Here is a 15910-nt window from a genome sequence, read left to right on the forward strand (position 1 = left end):
CTTAGATGGTCTGAGGGAAATCCCTGTTTGGTTATTGTGAAAGCTGCTGCGGAGAATTGTGATTCTGCGCAGTCCGTCTGCGGTACAGATGCAGCAGCATATAGGAAAGGACAAACGCCGCTGTTACCAGCCATAGAGGGATTCGCGGATCGAGCTTGTACGCCCAGCCGCCGATGATGCCCGCAGGTGCAGTGAACAGCAGGATTAGCACGGACAGTGTGGAAAAGACTTTGGCACGTTTATCGTCGTCGATAGCGTTCTGTACGGCAGCTTCCAGATAAGGGGAGCTGATCATCAGGCCCACCGCTGCCAGAATGGTGCTGAGTCCGATCCACAAGAGGCTGGATGAAGGGTATAATACCAGCATGGCATTCGACAGCGCAGAGAGCCCGAAGCCGGCCATCATGGAGCGGTGGGCGCTCTGGTCTGGGATTTTGGGCATAAGAAGCCATAGGGTCAGCAGCATGATTATAGAGGAGACTGCCGGAAACAGGGACAGGATACCGCTATCCATATGCAGATAATCCGCCAGATACAGTGACAGATAGGTGCTTTTCAGCGTTGCCTGAAAGTTGAACAGGATGTATACGCCGAAGATCAGCAGCAGATTGTGCTCTGCCCACAGCTCACGGAAGGCACCGCCATATTCGACCATAATTTCTTTTAGTCCAAGTTCACGTGTTTCCTGACGTTTCCTGATCCCGGCTTCGGTTTCGCGGGTCGTCAGCTGACGGCCGACGAACTGGAAGGTCATGAACAGAAACGCGAGCACATACATCATCCGCATCCCCTGAACCATGCCGTACTGGTGTACAAGCAGACCGCCCAGCGGTGCAAATAACCCTCCGATAACACCGATAATCTGCAGCAGGGTGAAGACATACGTCCGGTCAGAGGGCCGGGTATCTTCGACAATCAGGCAATAAAAAGCAATATGCGGGACACGCTGGAAGCCGTTTATGACCGCAGCGGCCGTAAAAAACCACAGATTCTGTGATGCAGCCCATAACAGGGTGGCCAGGCTCCAGCTAAGCAGGTCAAAGTATAAAATAGCCCGCTTGCGTCCCAGACGGTCTGTTAAATATCCGCTGATTAATGAAGAGAATACCTGTACGATCAGTCCGATGGTAGTAATCCAGCCGATGTTCAGCTCCGTCAGACCCAGCTCGTACATATAAAGGGTGGCATAGGTGGAGAACATGCTGTAGGGAATCAGGAAAAAGGGCTCAAAGGTTAAGCAGCCCCGGCTGTTACCCTGCAGTCTTGGAAAGAAAGGTTGTGCCATGATGAATCCTCCAGGTTGTCTGTAAATTAAGGAAAGGTCCAAACCATTAAATGATAATTATAAGACAATGTCAACAACAAAACGCAGCTTAGTTGCAGTGGTGTCTGAAGTTACTGTAGACTGGTTAGAAAAGCTTTGGTGCTCGGATGAAATTTACATAAGGTGGTTAACATGTATATTATTTTTGGACTCGTATTTATCATTGTATATGCCTTAATTGTATTCTACATCGGCTGGAGCGGATGGGGCTGGATCAAGCCGGTAGTGTCAGGCAGGTTCCGGCTATTCTATATCATTGCGCTTGTCTTTCTGGCAAGCTCGTTAATCCTGTCAAGAGTGGTTGCAGGATCGGTTATTTTAAGTGTCATTGGCAGCTATTGGCTGGCATTGTTCAGCTTATTAATTATGCTGCTGCCGCTCGTACATCTTTCGGTCTGGCTAACGAAGCTGATCAGGCTGCCGCGTCATGCCGTTCAGAAGTGGTCAGGAATCATCACTTTGCTGCTGCTGGCCGGTCTGCTCGGGTTTGGCAGCTTCAACGCCTACAGTCCGGTAGTGCGACAGTATGACATACAGATCGACAAGACGGGTCCGGCGGACGGTGAACTTCATATTGTAATGGCATCGGACATGCATTTTGGTTATTTATCTGGAAAAGGCCATGCGGAGCGGATGGTTAAGCAAATCAACGCACTGCACCCGGATATCGTACTGCTTCCAGGCGATATTGTAGATGATGATATTGTGCCGTATAAGGACAAAGGCATCGGTGCGATTTTAGCGGAGATTCAAGCGCCGCTCGGCGTGTATGCTTCTCTGGGCAATCATGACCGGTTCAAAGGCGGGACGGAGGAGATCATAAGCCTGCTGGAGGAGAGCGGGATTCAGGTCCTCTATGACGAAGTGGTTGAGGTGGGAGACTGGCTGACGCTGATCGGCCGGAAAGACTATAGTGATAAGGATAGAGCGGAGCTGGCTGATCTAGCGGAGAACATGGATAGCTCCAAGCCGGTATTTATGCTGGAGCATCAGCCGGTCGGCTTCGATACCGCAGAGGAGCAGGGGATTGATCTGATGGTTTCCGGTCATACCCACCGCGGGCAGATTGCGCCTGCCAATATATTGACTGACAGATTGTTTGAGAATGACTGGGGATATCTGCAGAAAGGGCAGCTCCATTCCATAGTATCTTCCGGATATGGATTCTGGGGTCCGCCGATCCGTATCGGATCGCGGTCGGAGGTAGTGTCCATTCATGTTCAATTCTCGAATGCAAACAGGTAATTTGGAGGGCTGACCCGGTGGTGGGGTTAGCCCTTTTTTAAGAATTTTTGCGAGTTTACAAAAATCAGTAAATCAGATATATTGTACTGGTACAATAAGTACAATATTGCGGAGGGGAGGAAGCGTTTGGAGATTATCATCAGTACCAACAGAAACAAGCCTATTTATGAGCAGATCACCTCACAGATCAAAGAAATGATCATGAGTGGAGAACTGCAGGCAGGAGATCCGATTCCTTCTATGCGTTCCCTGGCGAAGTCCATTCAGGTCAGTGTTATTACTGTGCAAAAGGCTTATGAGGATTTACAGCGTGATGGATTCATCGATACTACGGTTGGACGCGGAAGCTTCGTTTCAGCCACCAATAAAGATATGTTTCAGGAAGAGCAGCTGAAAAAAGTAGAAGAGCATTTAATGAAAGCAGCGGAAATTGCCCACACGAGTGGAATTAAACTGGAGAAGATGGTGGATATGCTGACTGTCTTTTATACGGAGGGAAAAAATGAATCTTAGCTTAGAGATAACCGGACTGACAAAAGCCTATACCGATTCTGATTTTGTTCTAGATGATGTATCGTTCTCCATTCCCAATGGAACCATCATGGGGTTTGTGGGAGAGAATGGGGCCGGAAAAACGACAACCATTAAATCTATATTGAACACAGTTCATATAGACAGCGGAACGATCCGGATTTTTGGGCGGGTCATGACAGACATAGACACTGCAATCCGTGAAGACATCGGAGTGGTTCTGGATACCGCAAACTTCTCGGCTGTATTGACACCGGGCAAGCTTGCAAAGGTTATGTGCGGAATCTACAAGCAATGGGATCAGGAATTCTATTTAAAGCTCACTGCCAAGTTTGGCCTGCCCATGGACCGGAAGATTAAGGAATTCTCCCGGGGGATGACAATGAAGCTTGCCATAGCAGCCGCATTGTCACATCATCCCCGGCTGCTTATTCTGGATGAAGCTACCTCAGGGCTAGACCCTGTTACCAGAGAGGAGATTTTGGAGGTTTTTCTGGAGTTCGTGGAGGATGAGCGGCATTCTATATTGATGTCCTCCCATATAACAAGTGACCTGGAAAAAATCGCCGATTACATCACTTTCATTCATCAAGGAAAGAATATTCTGACTGCGAAGAAGGATGAGCTGATATATGACTACGGAGTTGCCCGCTGCAAAAGTGATCAGTTCAAGATCATTGCTGAAGGCGATAGACTTGCTTACAGAGTAAAGGAGCATCAAACTGATGTGCTGGTAATAGATAAAAAAGGGTTTGAGCAAAAATATGGCAGGATCACTGTCGATCAAGTATCTATTGAGGAGATTCTGCTGCTTCTGGTAAAGGGGGGCAAATAACATGCGGGGGCTGTTGTTAAATAATTATTATTCTCTCCAGAATAATATAAAGACATCTTTGGGAATTGCCTTGGCTCTGCTGCTTGTTTCATTTGTGGCGGCCGATCACACTGTAATGAATTCGATCATTGCTGCACAGATTTTGATTTTTTCTGTAAGTATCGGGTCCTCTTTGCAGATGGACGAGGCCTCTAAATGGAGTAAGCTTGAAATCACTATGCCGATCCAAAGGAAAACGGTGATCAGAGCCAAATACCTTTCGTTCATCCTGTTAATCCTGACGGGTACTGCAGTAAGTATAGTTACTCCGGCTCTTATTTTTGTAAGAGGGATAGACACAACTCATTTTAATTTGTCAACCGGGTTCACATTCGGCTTATCCTTATCCATCTCAACCATTTCAATCTACTATCCGGTTATTCTTAAATTCGGTGTGGAGAAAAGTGAGATGATGATTATGGTGTCGGCAGCCTTATCCGTTACCATCCGTTTTCTGGTGTGGATGCTGCTGGGATTGTTGTGGAAGCCTGTGAACTTTAATGGCGCTGAGACAGGTTATGTCTCCCTGATTGTTGCTGTCGTTATATTTGCAGTATCTTATCTGCTGGCAGTGCGGATACACAGGAATAAAGAGTTTTGATTCATGTAAGTGGAAACGGCTGCGCGCAACCGGCCGAACCCGCATCTGCCGCGGGTTCCGCGCAGCTCACTCTTGAGGCGCAGCTCTTTTGCTGCTCAATATTTCCTTATATAGCTCTATCGCCAGCGCCCGTGACCGCTTAAGATCAACAATAGCATCCTCGCGGGGCAGGTGTATGGCTTGGTCAGGCAGTTCTGACAGCTCAGGCAACCAGGTACGTATATAGCTGCCGCTGGGATCATGGGTCTGAGATTGGGTTACCGGATTCATCACCCTGAAGTAAGGCGAGGCATCGTATCCGAGTGATGAGCTCCAGAGCCAGCCGCCGCGATTCAATGTATTGTCGTAATCGCTCAGCTTCAGCCGGAAGTACCGCTCGCCGTAAATAAACGGACAGCCGAGATTCTTGGTCAGGAACATCGCAGTAATCATCCGCAGCCGGTTTGGCATCCAGCCCGTTTCATTCAGCTGGCGCATAGCTGCATCAATCACCGGAATACCGGTTTTGCCGCGGGACCATGCCTCGAAATTATGTGTCCCCAGGGCAGAAAGATCATACACATTCTCGTAGTTGAAAAACATAGGATCCAGCCGCGCCTGATACAGATAGAAATCTCTCCAGGCCAGCTGTCTCAGCCATTCTTCCCCTAAGTGCTCATTCTCCGTAAGCCGGTTATAGACTGTCCGAACAGAAATCGCCCCTGTATTCAGATGCCTGCTGAGCCGGCTTGTCCCTTCCTGCGAATAGTTATCACGGTTTACCGCATAATGCTGCACTTCCGTTTGCATGAAATCCTCCAGCAGATGACTGGGATTCATAGTCTGCGCAGGCTGGGCGAGCGCTGTGAGCTGCCGGGTAACTTCTTCGGGAATCCGGTAGTTGCCAGCGATTTGCGGATGTATGTCCACGGTCCGCAGTTCCTGCAGACCGGCAGAGTAGGGTGGCCGGAAACGTTCATGGAGGAAGCTGCGCCAGCAGCGGTAAAAGGGGGTGAATACCTTAAAAGGCTCACTCCGCCCGGACCAGTCCATGAAGTCATCCAGGTCGCAGAGCATGCTGTCATGATGTGTGTGAAAGCGCATGTTCAGAGCAAGGGCTGTGTCGCGCAGGAGCCGGTCTCTTTTCAGAGCATAGGGGGTATAATCGGCATGGACCCTGACTTCATGGACCGGATGAACCCCGGCCAGACTCCTTACAATGTCATCCGGTTCCCCGTAAAGAATATGGAGAAGCTTGCCTTGATGTTCATATTCCTGTTGCAGACCGGATACATGCCGGAGGAAGTTCAGGCCGCTATGCTCAAGATATCGCTCATTCCGTAACAAGAAAGGTTCAAGAATCAATACATGCAGGGAACTCTCCTGTGCAGAAGAGATGGCGTCAAAGGCCGGGAGATCCGAGGTCCGCAGATCCTTCCGGTGAATGAACAGAATCATAGTTGTATTTCCTCCGATGTAAGTGTCATACGAATCTCTGGTGCATACAACCTGGTTAATGCCTGCATATGCTGACCGTTCATTGGATCTACTCTGGAGAAATAGGGCAGCTGCCAATTTTGCGCAGCAGAAGCCTGTTTACTGGTCACTGTATCCCAATCCGGATACACGCGCATTGCCATTTTCCCTGGTGCATCCCCGTATGCCAGCACCCCGTGCATTCTCAGCACGTCTTTCGGAAACACGAACTGTCCAATCTCCCCGCTGACCGGATGGAATGTATTGATTACCAGTAAATCGGGAGCGTCCGTATAGGACAATGCCCGGTTTTTACGCTCAGCATCCTTTTCCCAGAAGACGACAAACTGCCCTGTCTTCGTCGGGGTTATTTTCCCAACTCGAAATCGAACCGAAAGGTTATTTAGTTGAAACAAGCCGGCACCATATTCGGCATTCTGCGGTTCTTCACGCACTGAAGTAACTGTTAAGCGGGCAGGTGCGTAAAACGTTTCATTTATATAAGCCAGCGTGTTATAAAAGTTATTCATAAGATGCCTTCTTCCTGAGTGGATATAATGCTGTCTCCAATTAAGATAATACCAGTCCATCCGGCATAAATGTAAGCTGTTTGTAATGTTATGCAGGATGATTTTTGTTAGAATGGGGGAACTGCAGGAATTTACTAGATTAGAGGAGAGGTCTTATTGTTAAGAAGAGGATTTACAATTGTGTTCCCGATACTATTGCTACTTTCCAGTAGTATCACAGCATTTGCAGCAGAGAAAGGTAACGGGGGAGCAACGCCTTCCGGAATTCCGTTGTCCGGCTTGGAAGCTTTTGTCGATGATTATGTAAAAGAGTACATAGGTCAACAATCCGTAGGTGCATCAGTTGTTATGGTGAAGGATGGCCAGGTGGTACTGTCCAAGGGTTATGGCTACGCTGACTTGGAGCAGCAGATCCCTGTTTCGAAGGATACGGTAATGGAATGGGGCTCGATCAGCAAGCTTACCGTATGGACATCCGTAATGCAGCTGGTTGAGCAAGGGAAGATTGATCTGAATGAAGATATCCGCAAGCTTTTGCCGGACAATTTCCTCACTAAGCTGAAATATGATGATCCCATAACGATGCTTCATCTGATGAACCACAATGCCGGATTCGAGGAGTATATGTTCGACATGGCCTATCAGTCCCCCGAGGAAGTACGCTCTTTGGAAGAGGGGCTGCAGCTGGCCCAGCCGGCACAGATTTATAGACCGGGTGAGGTTGTAGCTTACTCTAACTATGGCAACTCGCTGGCTGCCTTTATTGTAGAGAGAATCAGCGGCCAGCCTTATCATGAATACGTTCAGCAGCATATTTTCGATCCCCTCGGGATGAAGGATTCGATTGCCTATTCTGTTGTAGAGGACCGTCCGGAGCTGCTGGAGCATAAAGCTAAAGGCTATTTCTTCGAAGGAGAAGGGACCTTTAAGCAAGGGTCATGGAATTATATGTCCATGTACCCTAACGGAGGAAATAACGGTACTGCAGAAGATCTGGCTAAGTTTGCGATGGCATTCATGCCTGCAGCCGGAGAAGGATCCCCTCTGTTCGGGAAGCCGGAGACGCTGGGCACGATGCTGGGTCAGAGTTATGCCTCAGCTGAAGGAATGCCGGGCATTGCACATGGATTCTGGGAATATCCCGGAGTGCACCGGACGCTTGGCCATGGGGGAAATACGATTGCCTTTGCCACCAATCTGCAGATTGTGCCTGAAGACCGGTTCGCGATTATAATTATGACCAATCAGGCCAGCGAATCCAATATTGTACATGGTCTGACCAAAGCAATACTGGGCACGCGTGAGCAGGCAGATGCTGGTGATCTGCCGGATTCTTCAGAGGTTCAAGGCGAGTTCATGGCTGCGCGGCGTCCCGCACACGGCTTCATGAATCTATTCCCCTATCTTACGCTGATGAAGCTTAAGCCGCAGGGAGGGGATCAGCTCCGGGTGTCACTAGCAGGGATGAATGGAAGCTACAAGCAGGTTCAGCCTTACATCTATCAGAAAGTGAGCGGAGACTCGGCGCTCGATGCCTGGCCAATGCTTCATGCGACGGTCATTGAGGGTAAGGTGAAGGCGATCTCGGTATATACAACGGATTATTTGCCGCTGCCTGCAGGTAAATCAATGCCGGTGCTGCTCTTGAATGCCGTGCTTGCGGCACTGGCCATCCTCTATTTCCTTATCGCCCCGTTTGTATTGCTGGTACAGGCAATATTGAACAAGCGAAGAGCTGGAACACGCCCTGCCCTTCGTGCCGTCAGCCGCGTGCTGACGGCTGGCCTCACCTTGACAGGCACCGGCATTGTGGTGAATATTCTGGTTCTGGCCTTAAGGATGCTCAGCAACAATGAACGTGCCTATACCGAAGTGTATCCGCAAATTTTGGTCAACTATGGTCTGACTGGACTGGCGGTGGTGTTCTTAGCCGCGCTGCTGCTATCCTGGAGGAAGAAACGATCCGCTTCAACTGCCGGTGACAAGTGGTCAGCTATTCTTCCTATAGTAATGATGGTTGTTCTGGTGGGGCTGCTTGTATTCTGGCAGTTCTACAGTTAAGCAGGGGATTACACCGCAAATAACGCCTGACAAACTGAATTTTCCTAGCTGATTTCCGAGTATCTGTAAATACTGAATACATCGCCAAGTGCCTTATACGCACTGGCGATGTATTTTTGTGTTCCGAAGTAAGCGCGGTGCATCAGTATTTTGACATCTTGAATACAGGCCATAATGCCCTCTTTAGAAACGGGCGGAGCCAATAAGCCAGAACGGTCGTTCCGGTCCATGAGCTGCGCTTATTCTGGATGTATTGATCATTGATAATATAAGTCCGGGTGGAAGGAGGGCTCTTCAGACCGAATTCATCCCATTTCGCCGGATCATTCGAACCATCGAGCCTTTTAAGCATATTTGCCGTTTCACGGTTTATTCTAGCGGGAATCAGCTCGTAGGCTTGAGTAATTTGCGCATGAAATTCGTCGATCGGATTGCGGCTGGCCAGGCTCTCTAAGTGGATGCTTTCGCGAAGATAAGACACGAATGCCAGATGGTCAGCCCAGAACTCGTCGATATAAAAAAGCCGTACCCGCTGCTCCGACGGGCTCATCAGCTTCGTACCTCTCAAAATTCCGAGCCGCTCCGCGTATAGAATCCGCCTCTGATCCTCCACCATATCCGAATAACCGTTCAGTTCCTGGTGGATATCGAAGTTCTGGCCCATAACTATACGCTGAATACTTGATATCTTGCTGCTGAGCGCCGGCTCTTCAAGAGCCTCATCCTGCCTGGGAACACGAACCGCTGTATCGAATCCGAACCGCAGCATCAGCTCGTCCTCCAAGCTTACATAGAATACAGAGGCTCCCGGGTCGCCTTGGCGGCCGGCACGCCCCCGCAGCTGGTCGTCGATCCGTACGCTTTCGTTCACATGGGTGCCAATTACGTACAAACCGCCCAGCTTAGTCACTATTCCTGCCTGCGCGGGATTGCCGCCGCCGAGCCGGATGTCGACACCGCGTCCCGCCATATTCGTAGACACCGTCACGGCGCCGATTTCTCCGGCTTTGGCAATGATATCGGCTTCCTCTGCGTCATTCTTTGCATTCAGAACCTGACAAGGTACACCGGAAGCAGCTAGTGCCTCCGCCAGCATGTCAGACTCTTCGACGCTGGACGTACCAATGAGAATAGGCCGTCCTGTCCTATTGACGGATGAGATTTCTTGTACGAGTGCCTTAAGCTTGGCTTCTTTATGGGTATAAATCCGGTGCAGATGATCGAGCCGGATGTTTGGCCGGTTCGGCGGGATTTGCACAACCTGCAGCGCGTAAAGTTCTTTGAAGTCCATTGCGGAAGCATGCGCGGTAGCCGTCATTCCGCAAATCTGCGGATACAGGCTGATGAAATGCTGAATGGTGATCGTCCCGAGGATTTTTCCCCCGGCGATGGAGTCCAGTCCTTCTTTGGCTGTAAGTGCGGCTTGCAGTCCGTCCGGCAAATACCTGTTCTCGGCCACGCGGCCGGTATATTCTTCGATCAGCTCGATTTCACCGTCCCGGACGATGTAATCAACGTCTTTTTTCAATAACGTTTCCACATGCAGTGCGCAGTTTAAGGATGTGAGCAGATGGCTGTTATGGCTATCATACAAATTGCCGCAACCCAGCAGCACCTCTGCTTCTGCAGCGCCTGCTTCGTTTAAGTAAACATTCCGCTGGAACTCGTCGAATTCGTAATGCTCTGCCTGCTTGAGCTGCCGGGTCACTTCTGCGAAACGAAAGCCGTCTCTTCCTGATGTGGCCGAATCTCCGCTGATGACCAGCGGCACCCGCGCTTCGTCAAGCAGCAGCGAATCCGCTTCGTCAACGATGACGTAGTGGAAGGGACGATGCACGGTATCGGCTTCGCTTAGTGCGATGGTGTCGCGCAAATAATCGAAGCCGGCTTCTTTAGCTGTAACGTAGGTTATATCGGCGGCGTATGCTTCCCGTTTCTCGGACAGGCTCATTCCCGCTTGAACCGGGCTTACCGTCAATCCGAGGAAACGATAGACCGGTCCCATCCACTCCGCATCCCGCTTGGCCAGATAATCATTAAAAGTCAGCACATGAACACCTTTGCCGGTCAGTGCATTCAGATATGCAGGCATAACCGCAGAGAGTGTTTTTCCTTCACCGGTATGCTGCTCGATCAGAAATCTTTCATGTAGAGCGATGGCAGCCATAATCTGGACATCATACGGCTGTAATCCGAGCGTTCGCTTCGCTGCCTCGCAGACTAACACATAGGCATCTACAAGCAACTCGTCCAAACTTGTGCCCGACCGCGCTTCTTTTTGCAGCCGGAGGGATTCCGCTAGAAGCTGCCCGTCGTTCCATGCTTGCACATTCCGTTTCCTGATGAGCTCCGTTTTATCCTGGTAGGCCTTCAGCGTATTCCGGTTATCGTAGTCTTTGAATTTTTGCATCAGCTTGACGGCTATATTCATAGGAATGTGATCTCCCCTCGGTAGAAGAATGAAGTCCAGCCGCTCCAAACATAGAATGTTTCGCCTGGCTTCAAGCTCATAAACTTTGTAGTACTACGTAAAAACAAACTCAAAGTTTCTATTTATTTCCTCCTGGACAAAATTGCACGAAAGACAAGGTCTTACATGCAAAAGCAGCAGTAACCTCCGGTCTACGGGGCTGCTGCTGCTTTTACAAAGAATGCAATCTGTCCTAAATAGTGGTATGCAGATAACAGATACGTTTTCTAGATAAAGGGTGTCTGTGCTAGCCGGAGTTCATGTGCTGTTGTCAAATTATACGATAGCGCATGATGCCGTAATTCCAGGTAAAGCTCGGCTTTCGTGGCGTTGATATAGGGCTGAACAAATAAAACCCCGATGCCAAGTGCCAGCAGGCCAAGCAGAATCCAGCCTATAAAACTCAAATCAAGCACAAACATGCTGAACTTATGTCCATGTGTCATTTGCTTGCTTAATTCTACTGCGCGGTTATACCCGATGTGCGGATTATCCGCAAGAATGTAAGGTACCTGACTGTACGCATAGGATTTTACAATGCCAGGAATGATCAGCAGCAGGAACCATAAGAAATTCAAAAAACCTCTCCAGAGCATGGTTACAACAATAGCCCAGTACCGCTCCTTGTTAAAGGCATAGCCGACATTGCCCATACGGACTTCACCCTCGGCAGATTGCTTGAAGTAACAGAATGAACCCACTTTAAGCGGAGATCCGATCAGGATATAAAATGCAATTCCAATTACTGCAATAATGCCGACTACTAATAGTGCGATTAAAAGAAAAGGTCCTAACACGTTCCAATCGAAATCCAGACCTGAGCTGGAAATTTCTGAACGGGCCGATGATCCCATGTTACGATTAAATCCTGGGAGACCTGAGCCTTCCCCTAGAAAGACCAGCAGTAAACTCACCACAAACGCCTTCCAATAGGAGGAGCGGAGTACATTCTTGGCCCTTCGCTTTAGTTCTTTACGATCCCACATCAAATAACCTCTCTTCTTGTTTGCATTTTTATTCTTTGTCTTACAATTGATACCATAGATTATGTCATTAGACAAACAATTAATTACTATGACTTTTGGCTGAATGCTGACGATTGCGGAGCGGATGCTGGAAACTGTTTTTATATTTCTAAGTTTGTTTCGGATGAATGAATAAAAGGAAGAATAGTTAGTATTGAAGTGCTGAGTCAGTGTTACCGGGTATATACAATAGATTTTCCGTGACACATCAACAAGGGCAGTCCGGTATAACACAATCTGTCTCTATATTGATATTTTTGTATTGTTTTAGCCAGCCAAAAGTGGCACACTAAGTATAGATTCAAGCAAACGTGGCAAAGAATGCCCCGTCTCCTAACCCATTCGGAAGGAGGCGGGGTTTTGTGCGTTTTAGAAGGGACTACACCCGGAATATGAAGTTAAGGACTGGCGTGGCAGATCCTATTTTGTCGATATACTATGGCAGGTCGGAACCTCACGTATTGCATTTGAAATTATGGACTTTGGCTCGCATGGCACGGACCGGAGCAAATACCGGATGGACCTGAACCGCGGGCTTTTTCTGCAGTCACAGGACTGCATGGTGCTCTATATTTCGCTGGATGAACTGAAGGACAACCCGTCTTTCATCCTCTCCGCACTGCGTAACATTCTGTTTCCTTATTTGTCGGCAGGAAAATCTGCGAATAGAAGCGCTGAGAGTTCCTATTCTAAACTTGAACGTGATTTGATGCGGTCAGCCATCCGTCACCATCGTGTTCTTCGCCCGGCTGAAGCCGCGAGAGAATTGGAGTTGCACACAACGACGGTCATAAAATACTGCCGCATGCTGGTGGATAAGGGGAAATTCCGCCCAGTGGCAAGAGGAGAATCGCAGCGAATTATTTATTATGAGTATATAGGTACGCTCCAAAGTCCAGATCTAGTCTGATAAATAATGTGGCCCGCGAATGCTTATGGAAAACCAGCCATTTAGAGAGGAACGAGGGGGAGAGGGCAAATGTATGCGAAAAACCGAATACGATGTGCGGTAGCGAGGGTAAACGGGCTAAATGTATGCGAAAAACCGAACACAATGTGCGACAGCGAGGGGTAACGGGGCAATTGTATGCGAAAAACCGAATACAATGTGCGGCAACGAGGGTAAACGGGCTAAATGTATGCGAAAAACCGAACACAATGTGCGGCAGCGAGGGGTAACGGGGCAAATGTATGCGAAAAACCGAATACAATGTGCGGCAACGAGGGTGAACGGGGCAATTGTATGCGAAAAACCCAACACAATGTGCGACAGCGAGGGGTAACGGGGCAATTGTATGCGAAAAACCGAATACATTGTGGGACGTAAAGGTAAACCGCTCCACTAATTGGCTAGAAAATAACAATAGCCCGCGCTGAACGCGGGCTATTCGCATTTACTCTTCTCCGGTAGCCACCGGATTCTCCTCATAGCTAATCCAGTCACTCCAGCTACCTGCATACAGCCGCACATTCTTGAACCCAGCCTTCTCCAGCGCCAGCACATTCGGGCAGGCGGTTACGCCGGAGCCGCAGTAGACGATGATCTCAGCGTCTTGGTCCAGCTCGGAGAAATGCTCCTGCAATTCCTCAGCGTTCTTAAAGCTGCCGTCGGCATTCTGCGTTTCTTTCCAGAAGAAGTTGAACGCACCGGGAATATGTCCGGCTCGCTTGTCCAAGGTCTCTTCCTGCCCCAGGAAGCGTTCACGGGCGCGGGAATCGATGAGGACTGAAGATAGGCCGGTTGGAGAAGCCGAAGGCTCCATATTAGCAGATATCTGTTGTACCTTGTGGACGTCAACGAGCATCTGCGGCTGAACATTGGCCTCAAATGTACTAGGTACCCGGACCGGCTGATGATTCGTCACCGGATATTTCTCGGCTTTCCACTGGCTGAAGCCGCCTTCCAATATGAATACCTGTTCATGCCCGAGGTAACGCAGCAGCCACCACAAGCGTGCAGCGTTCATGCCGCTCTCATCGTCGTAGGCGACAATACGTGAATCGTTGCCGATTCCAAGCTTGCTGAGCCGCGCCGCCAGCACCTCAGGATCAGGCAGGGGATGACGGCCTCCGTGTCCGCCAACCGGAGATGACAGATCCAGCTCCAGGTCCAGATAGACTGCTCCCGGAATATGCTCCTCTTCATAACTATCTCTGCCGGCCTGAGGTTTGCCCAGTGTGAAGCGGCAGTCTACGATGATCTGCTCCGGCTCGTAGAGTCTGGCGAGCAGCCAGCGTTTGGTTACGGTAGCGTCCATATGTATCCCATCCTTTACTTATATTCTATGAAGTTTATTATAACGGAAAAACAGATTTCCGCATAACCGCTGAACCTGAATCATGGCGATTTGACATCGTCCCAATCCTGATTCTACAATGACTTGAGAACCGGAGGAGAGAACTGAAGATAATTACTGTGCATATAGTTACTTGGAAAGGAGCAAAAGCCTACGAATACTATTGTAAGCCAAGCCTGGCCGGAGTGGAACGGGACATTAAGGAAGCGGAGCGGAGGCTGGAATAACACCACCTACTTTGTTGACAAGGAAACCCGCCGCGCTGTGCTGCGGATTTATGATACACATAGAGACCGGAATAAAATAGAGTTCGAGCATGCCGTGCTGCAAAAGCTGGCTGCACTGGATTTGCCGTTTAAAATTCCTGTTCCTATTCTTACCTCCACGGGGGAGACGATGGTTCAGCTTAAAGAGGGTGACGGGAAGTATTCCTGCCTGTTCGGCTATATTGAAGGTGAATCTCCGGCTGAACAGGATTCGGGCTTCTATGAGTCGTTCGGTGAGGCGGCCGGGACCTTATCTGCTGTGCTGGCTGATGTGAAGCCGGAGAACCCTGCTGTGTACAGGCCATACTATGAGCTGGGGCAGTCGTATCCGCTGTGCACCCGGGAAGCACTCCGCGGTCTGTTGTTGAATCCGCCTGAACCTCTCCAGGATCTGCTGCCGGAACTGAAAGTGCTGGTTGAGGCTTATGAGGGTGTGGCAGATTCACTGGAGCAACTGGAGGGATTACCTCATCAGCTGATACATGGCGATCTAAATGCCTCCAATCTGCTGGTGGATGCGGAGGATGCTGCGCAAGTGACAGCGCTCCTTGATTTTGAGTTCTGCACCTGGGATGTGCGGGCCATGGAGGCTGCAGTTATTCTGTCCGGGATGCTGTGCCATGAAGAGGAAGAGCAGATTATCCGTGATTTCTGGCGGGGCTTCAGCCGCAAGATCATACTTACCACGGAAGAATTAACAGCGATTCCCACGCTGATCCTGCTGCGTAAGGTCGATGTCTTTCTTCATTTTGTCACCCGTTACTGGAAAGGAATTGATGATGTGAAAGTGCTGCAGGAGCAGATCGCAGTGCTTGCGGCAGATGTGATTCAAATGTCAGGCGGGAAGCTGTAGATACAGCTTGAATGTTAATAACAGTCCGGCTATCCATAATACGGCAGATTGCACAGTTTTGGCGTGATCAGCCCCTGCTGGACTCCAAGCTCCCGGGCTGTGACATAATAGCGGTCAGCAAACCCCAGGATATCTGAAGCAAAGGCGATTACAGCTAACAGCCAGAAGTATTTCCGGAAGAAATTTTGTGGAGGCGGAATAGGGCCCTTAACCAGCTGATATCTGGCAGCATATGTATGGCCGGGTTTCAGCCGGGCTTTGGATCGTTTAGATGAAGATGGCATGATAATCTCCCCTTTCCTAGTATTTTTCCTCCTTGATTACCCGCTTTGGATTCATTTGAACAATCAAATAGGGCACACTCCGGCTGGGTGATAC

The 15910-nt window shown here is 49.4% G+C and carries 14 protein-coding genes and 1 pseudogene; 7 read left to right on the forward strand and 8 right to left on the reverse strand.

All coding sequences use genetic code 11. The features are described 5' to 3' along the window. Positions 1-31 precede the first annotated feature (31 nt). Complete coding sequence (locus PBOR_RS15990; RefSeq protein ID WP_042213236.1) at positions 32-1285, reverse strand: MFS transporter; 1254 nt, start codon at positions 1283-1285, stop codon at positions 32-34. A gap of 171 nt (positions 1286-1456) precedes the next feature. Between PBOR_RS15990 and PBOR_RS15995 the strand changes: the two genes are divergently transcribed. The 4 genes from PBOR_RS15995 (at position 1457) to PBOR_RS16010 (ending at position 4575) form a co-directional block, all read left to right on the forward strand. Continuing rightward, positions 1457-2569, forward strand: coding sequence for a metallophosphoesterase (locus tag PBOR_RS15995; RefSeq protein WP_042213238.1), 1113 nt, complete (start codon positions 1457-1459; stop codon positions 2567-2569). Between the two features lie 126 nt (positions 2570-2695). After that, positions 2696-3082 (forward strand): GntR family transcriptional regulator, encoded by a 387-nt coding sequence (locus tag PBOR_RS16000; protein WP_042213241.1) that lies wholly within the window; start codon positions 2696-2698, stop codon positions 3080-3082. Continuing rightward, positions 3072-3935 carry an ABC transporter ATP-binding protein gene (locus PBOR_RS16005; protein WP_042213245.1) on the forward strand — a complete coding sequence of 288 codons (864 nt, stop codon included), beginning with the start codon at positions 3072-3074 and terminating at the stop codon, positions 3933-3935. The genes PBOR_RS16000 and PBOR_RS16005 overlap by 11 nt, the downstream gene beginning before the upstream one ends. A gap of 1 nt (position 3936) precedes the next feature. Next, positions 3937-4575: an ABC-2 transporter permease gene (locus PBOR_RS16010; protein WP_042213247.1), complete on the forward strand. Its 639-nt coding sequence runs from the start codon at positions 3937-3939 to the stop codon at positions 4573-4575. Positions 4576-4641: 66 nt separating this feature from the next. Here the strand turns inward: PBOR_RS16010 and PBOR_RS38075 are convergent, their stop codons facing one another. From PBOR_RS38075 to PBOR_RS16020, 3 genes and pseudogenes are all read right to left on the reverse strand, one after another. Then, a complete protein-coding gene (locus tag PBOR_RS38075; protein ID WP_245648264.1) occupies positions 4642-5394 on the reverse strand; it encodes an FAD-binding domain-containing protein in 753 nt (250 codons plus the stop codon). Between the two features lie 195 nt (positions 5395-5589). Then, positions 5590-6012: pseudogene (locus tag PBOR_RS38080) on the reverse strand (deoxyribodipyrimidine photo-lyase); the annotation flags it as partial. Beyond that, positions 6009-6560: a MepB family protein gene (locus tag PBOR_RS16020; protein ID WP_042213252.1), complete on the reverse strand. Its 552-nt coding sequence runs from the start codon at positions 6558-6560 to the stop codon at positions 6009-6011. The gene PBOR_RS16020 and the pseudogene PBOR_RS38080, both read right to left, overlap by 4 nt. 195 nt (positions 6561-6755) lie before the next feature. Between PBOR_RS16020 and PBOR_RS16025 the strand changes: the two genes are divergently transcribed. Then, complete coding sequence (locus tag PBOR_RS16025) at positions 6756-8621, forward strand: serine hydrolase (RefSeq protein ID WP_157764049.1); 1866 nt, start codon at positions 6756-6758, stop codon at positions 8619-8621. A gap of 142 nt (positions 8622-8763) precedes the next feature. Here PBOR_RS16025 and PBOR_RS16030 read toward each other — a convergent pair whose 3' ends face one another. Together PBOR_RS16030 and PBOR_RS16035 are read right to left on the reverse strand one after the other, a co-directional pair. Then, positions 8764-11052: a preprotein translocase subunit SecA gene (locus PBOR_RS16030; protein ID WP_042213255.1), complete on the reverse strand. Its 2289-nt coding sequence runs from the start codon at positions 11050-11052 to the stop codon at positions 8764-8766. A gap of 266 nt (positions 11053-11318) precedes the next feature. Further along, positions 11319-12077 (reverse strand): DUF975 family protein, encoded by a 759-nt coding sequence (locus tag PBOR_RS16035; protein ID WP_042213258.1) that lies wholly within the window; start codon positions 12075-12077, stop codon positions 11319-11321. Between the two features lie 556 nt (positions 12078-12633). On the opposite strand from PBOR_RS16035, the gene PBOR_RS16040 reads away from it, so the two are divergent. After that, positions 12634-13026 (forward strand): hypothetical protein, encoded by a 393-nt coding sequence (locus PBOR_RS16040; RefSeq protein WP_245648206.1) that lies wholly within the window; start codon positions 12634-12636, stop codon positions 13024-13026. Positions 13027-13510: 484 nt separating this feature from the next. On the opposite strand, the gene PBOR_RS16045 is transcribed toward PBOR_RS16040, so the two are convergent. Further along, positions 13511-14374, reverse strand: coding sequence for a sulfurtransferase (locus PBOR_RS16045; protein ID WP_042213260.1), 864 nt, complete (start codon positions 14372-14374; stop codon positions 13511-13513). A 201-nt stretch (positions 14375-14575) separates the two neighbouring features. On the opposite strand from PBOR_RS16045, the gene PBOR_RS16050 reads away from it, so the two are divergent. Further along, the gene (locus PBOR_RS16050; protein ID WP_042213262.1) at positions 14576-15532 is read left to right on the forward strand and encodes a phosphotransferase enzyme family protein; all 957 of its coding nucleotides are present in this window, start codon (positions 14576-14578) and stop codon (positions 15530-15532) included. 29 nt (positions 15533-15561) lie between these two features. On the opposite strand, the gene PBOR_RS16055 is transcribed toward PBOR_RS16050, so the two are convergent. Beyond that, a complete protein-coding gene (locus PBOR_RS16055) occupies positions 15562-15816 on the reverse strand; it encodes a hypothetical protein (RefSeq protein WP_042213264.1) in 255 nt (84 codons plus the stop codon). Positions 15817-15910 lie beyond the last annotated feature (94 nt).

It is taken from the genome of Paenibacillus borealis, from assembly GCF_000758665.1.
Taxonomy (GTDB): Bacteria; Bacillota; Bacilli; order Paenibacillales; family Paenibacillaceae; genus Paenibacillus_AQ; species Paenibacillus_AQ borealis.

Excerpts from the sequence above, each read along its gene's own strand:
- PBOR_RS15990 (WP_042213236.1), bottom strand. The coding sequence starts at position 1,285 with ATGGCACAACCTTTCTTTCCAAGACTGCAGGGTAACAGCCGGGGCTGC.
- PBOR_RS15995 (WP_042213238.1), top strand. The coding sequence starts at position 1,457 with ATGTATATTATTTTTGGACTCGTATTTATCATTGTATATGCCTTAATT.
- PBOR_RS16005 (WP_042213245.1), top strand. The coding sequence starts at position 3,072 with ATGAATCTTAGCTTAGAGATAACCGGACTGACAAAAGCCTATACCGAT.
- PBOR_RS16010 (WP_042213247.1), top strand. The coding sequence starts at position 3,937 with ATGCGGGGGCTGTTGTTAAATAATTATTATTCTCTCCAGAATAATATA.
- PBOR_RS38075 (WP_245648264.1), bottom strand. The coding sequence starts at position 5,394 with ATGAATCCCAGTCATCTGCTGGAGGATTTCATGCAAACGGAAGTGCAG.
- PBOR_RS16020 (WP_042213252.1), bottom strand. The coding sequence starts at position 6,560 with ATGAATAACTTTTATAACACGCTGGCTTATATAAATGAAACGTTTTAC.
- PBOR_RS16030 (WP_042213255.1), bottom strand. The coding sequence starts at position 11,052 with ATGAATATAGCCGTCAAGCTGATGCAAAAATTCAAAGACTACGATAAC.
- PBOR_RS16035 (WP_042213258.1), bottom strand. The coding sequence starts at position 12,077 with ATGTGGGATCGTAAAGAACTAAAGCGAAGGGCCAAGAATGTACTCCGC.
- PBOR_RS16040 (WP_245648206.1), top strand. The coding sequence starts at position 12,634 with ATGGACCTGAACCGCGGGCTTTTTCTGCAGTCACAGGACTGCATGGTG.
- PBOR_RS16045 (WP_042213260.1), bottom strand. The coding sequence starts at position 14,374 with ATGGACGCTACCGTAACCAAACGCTGGCTGCTCGCCAGACTCTACGAG.
- PBOR_RS16055 (WP_042213264.1), bottom strand. The coding sequence starts at position 15,816 with ATGCCATCTTCATCTAAACGATCCAAAGCCCGGCTGAAACCCGGCCAT.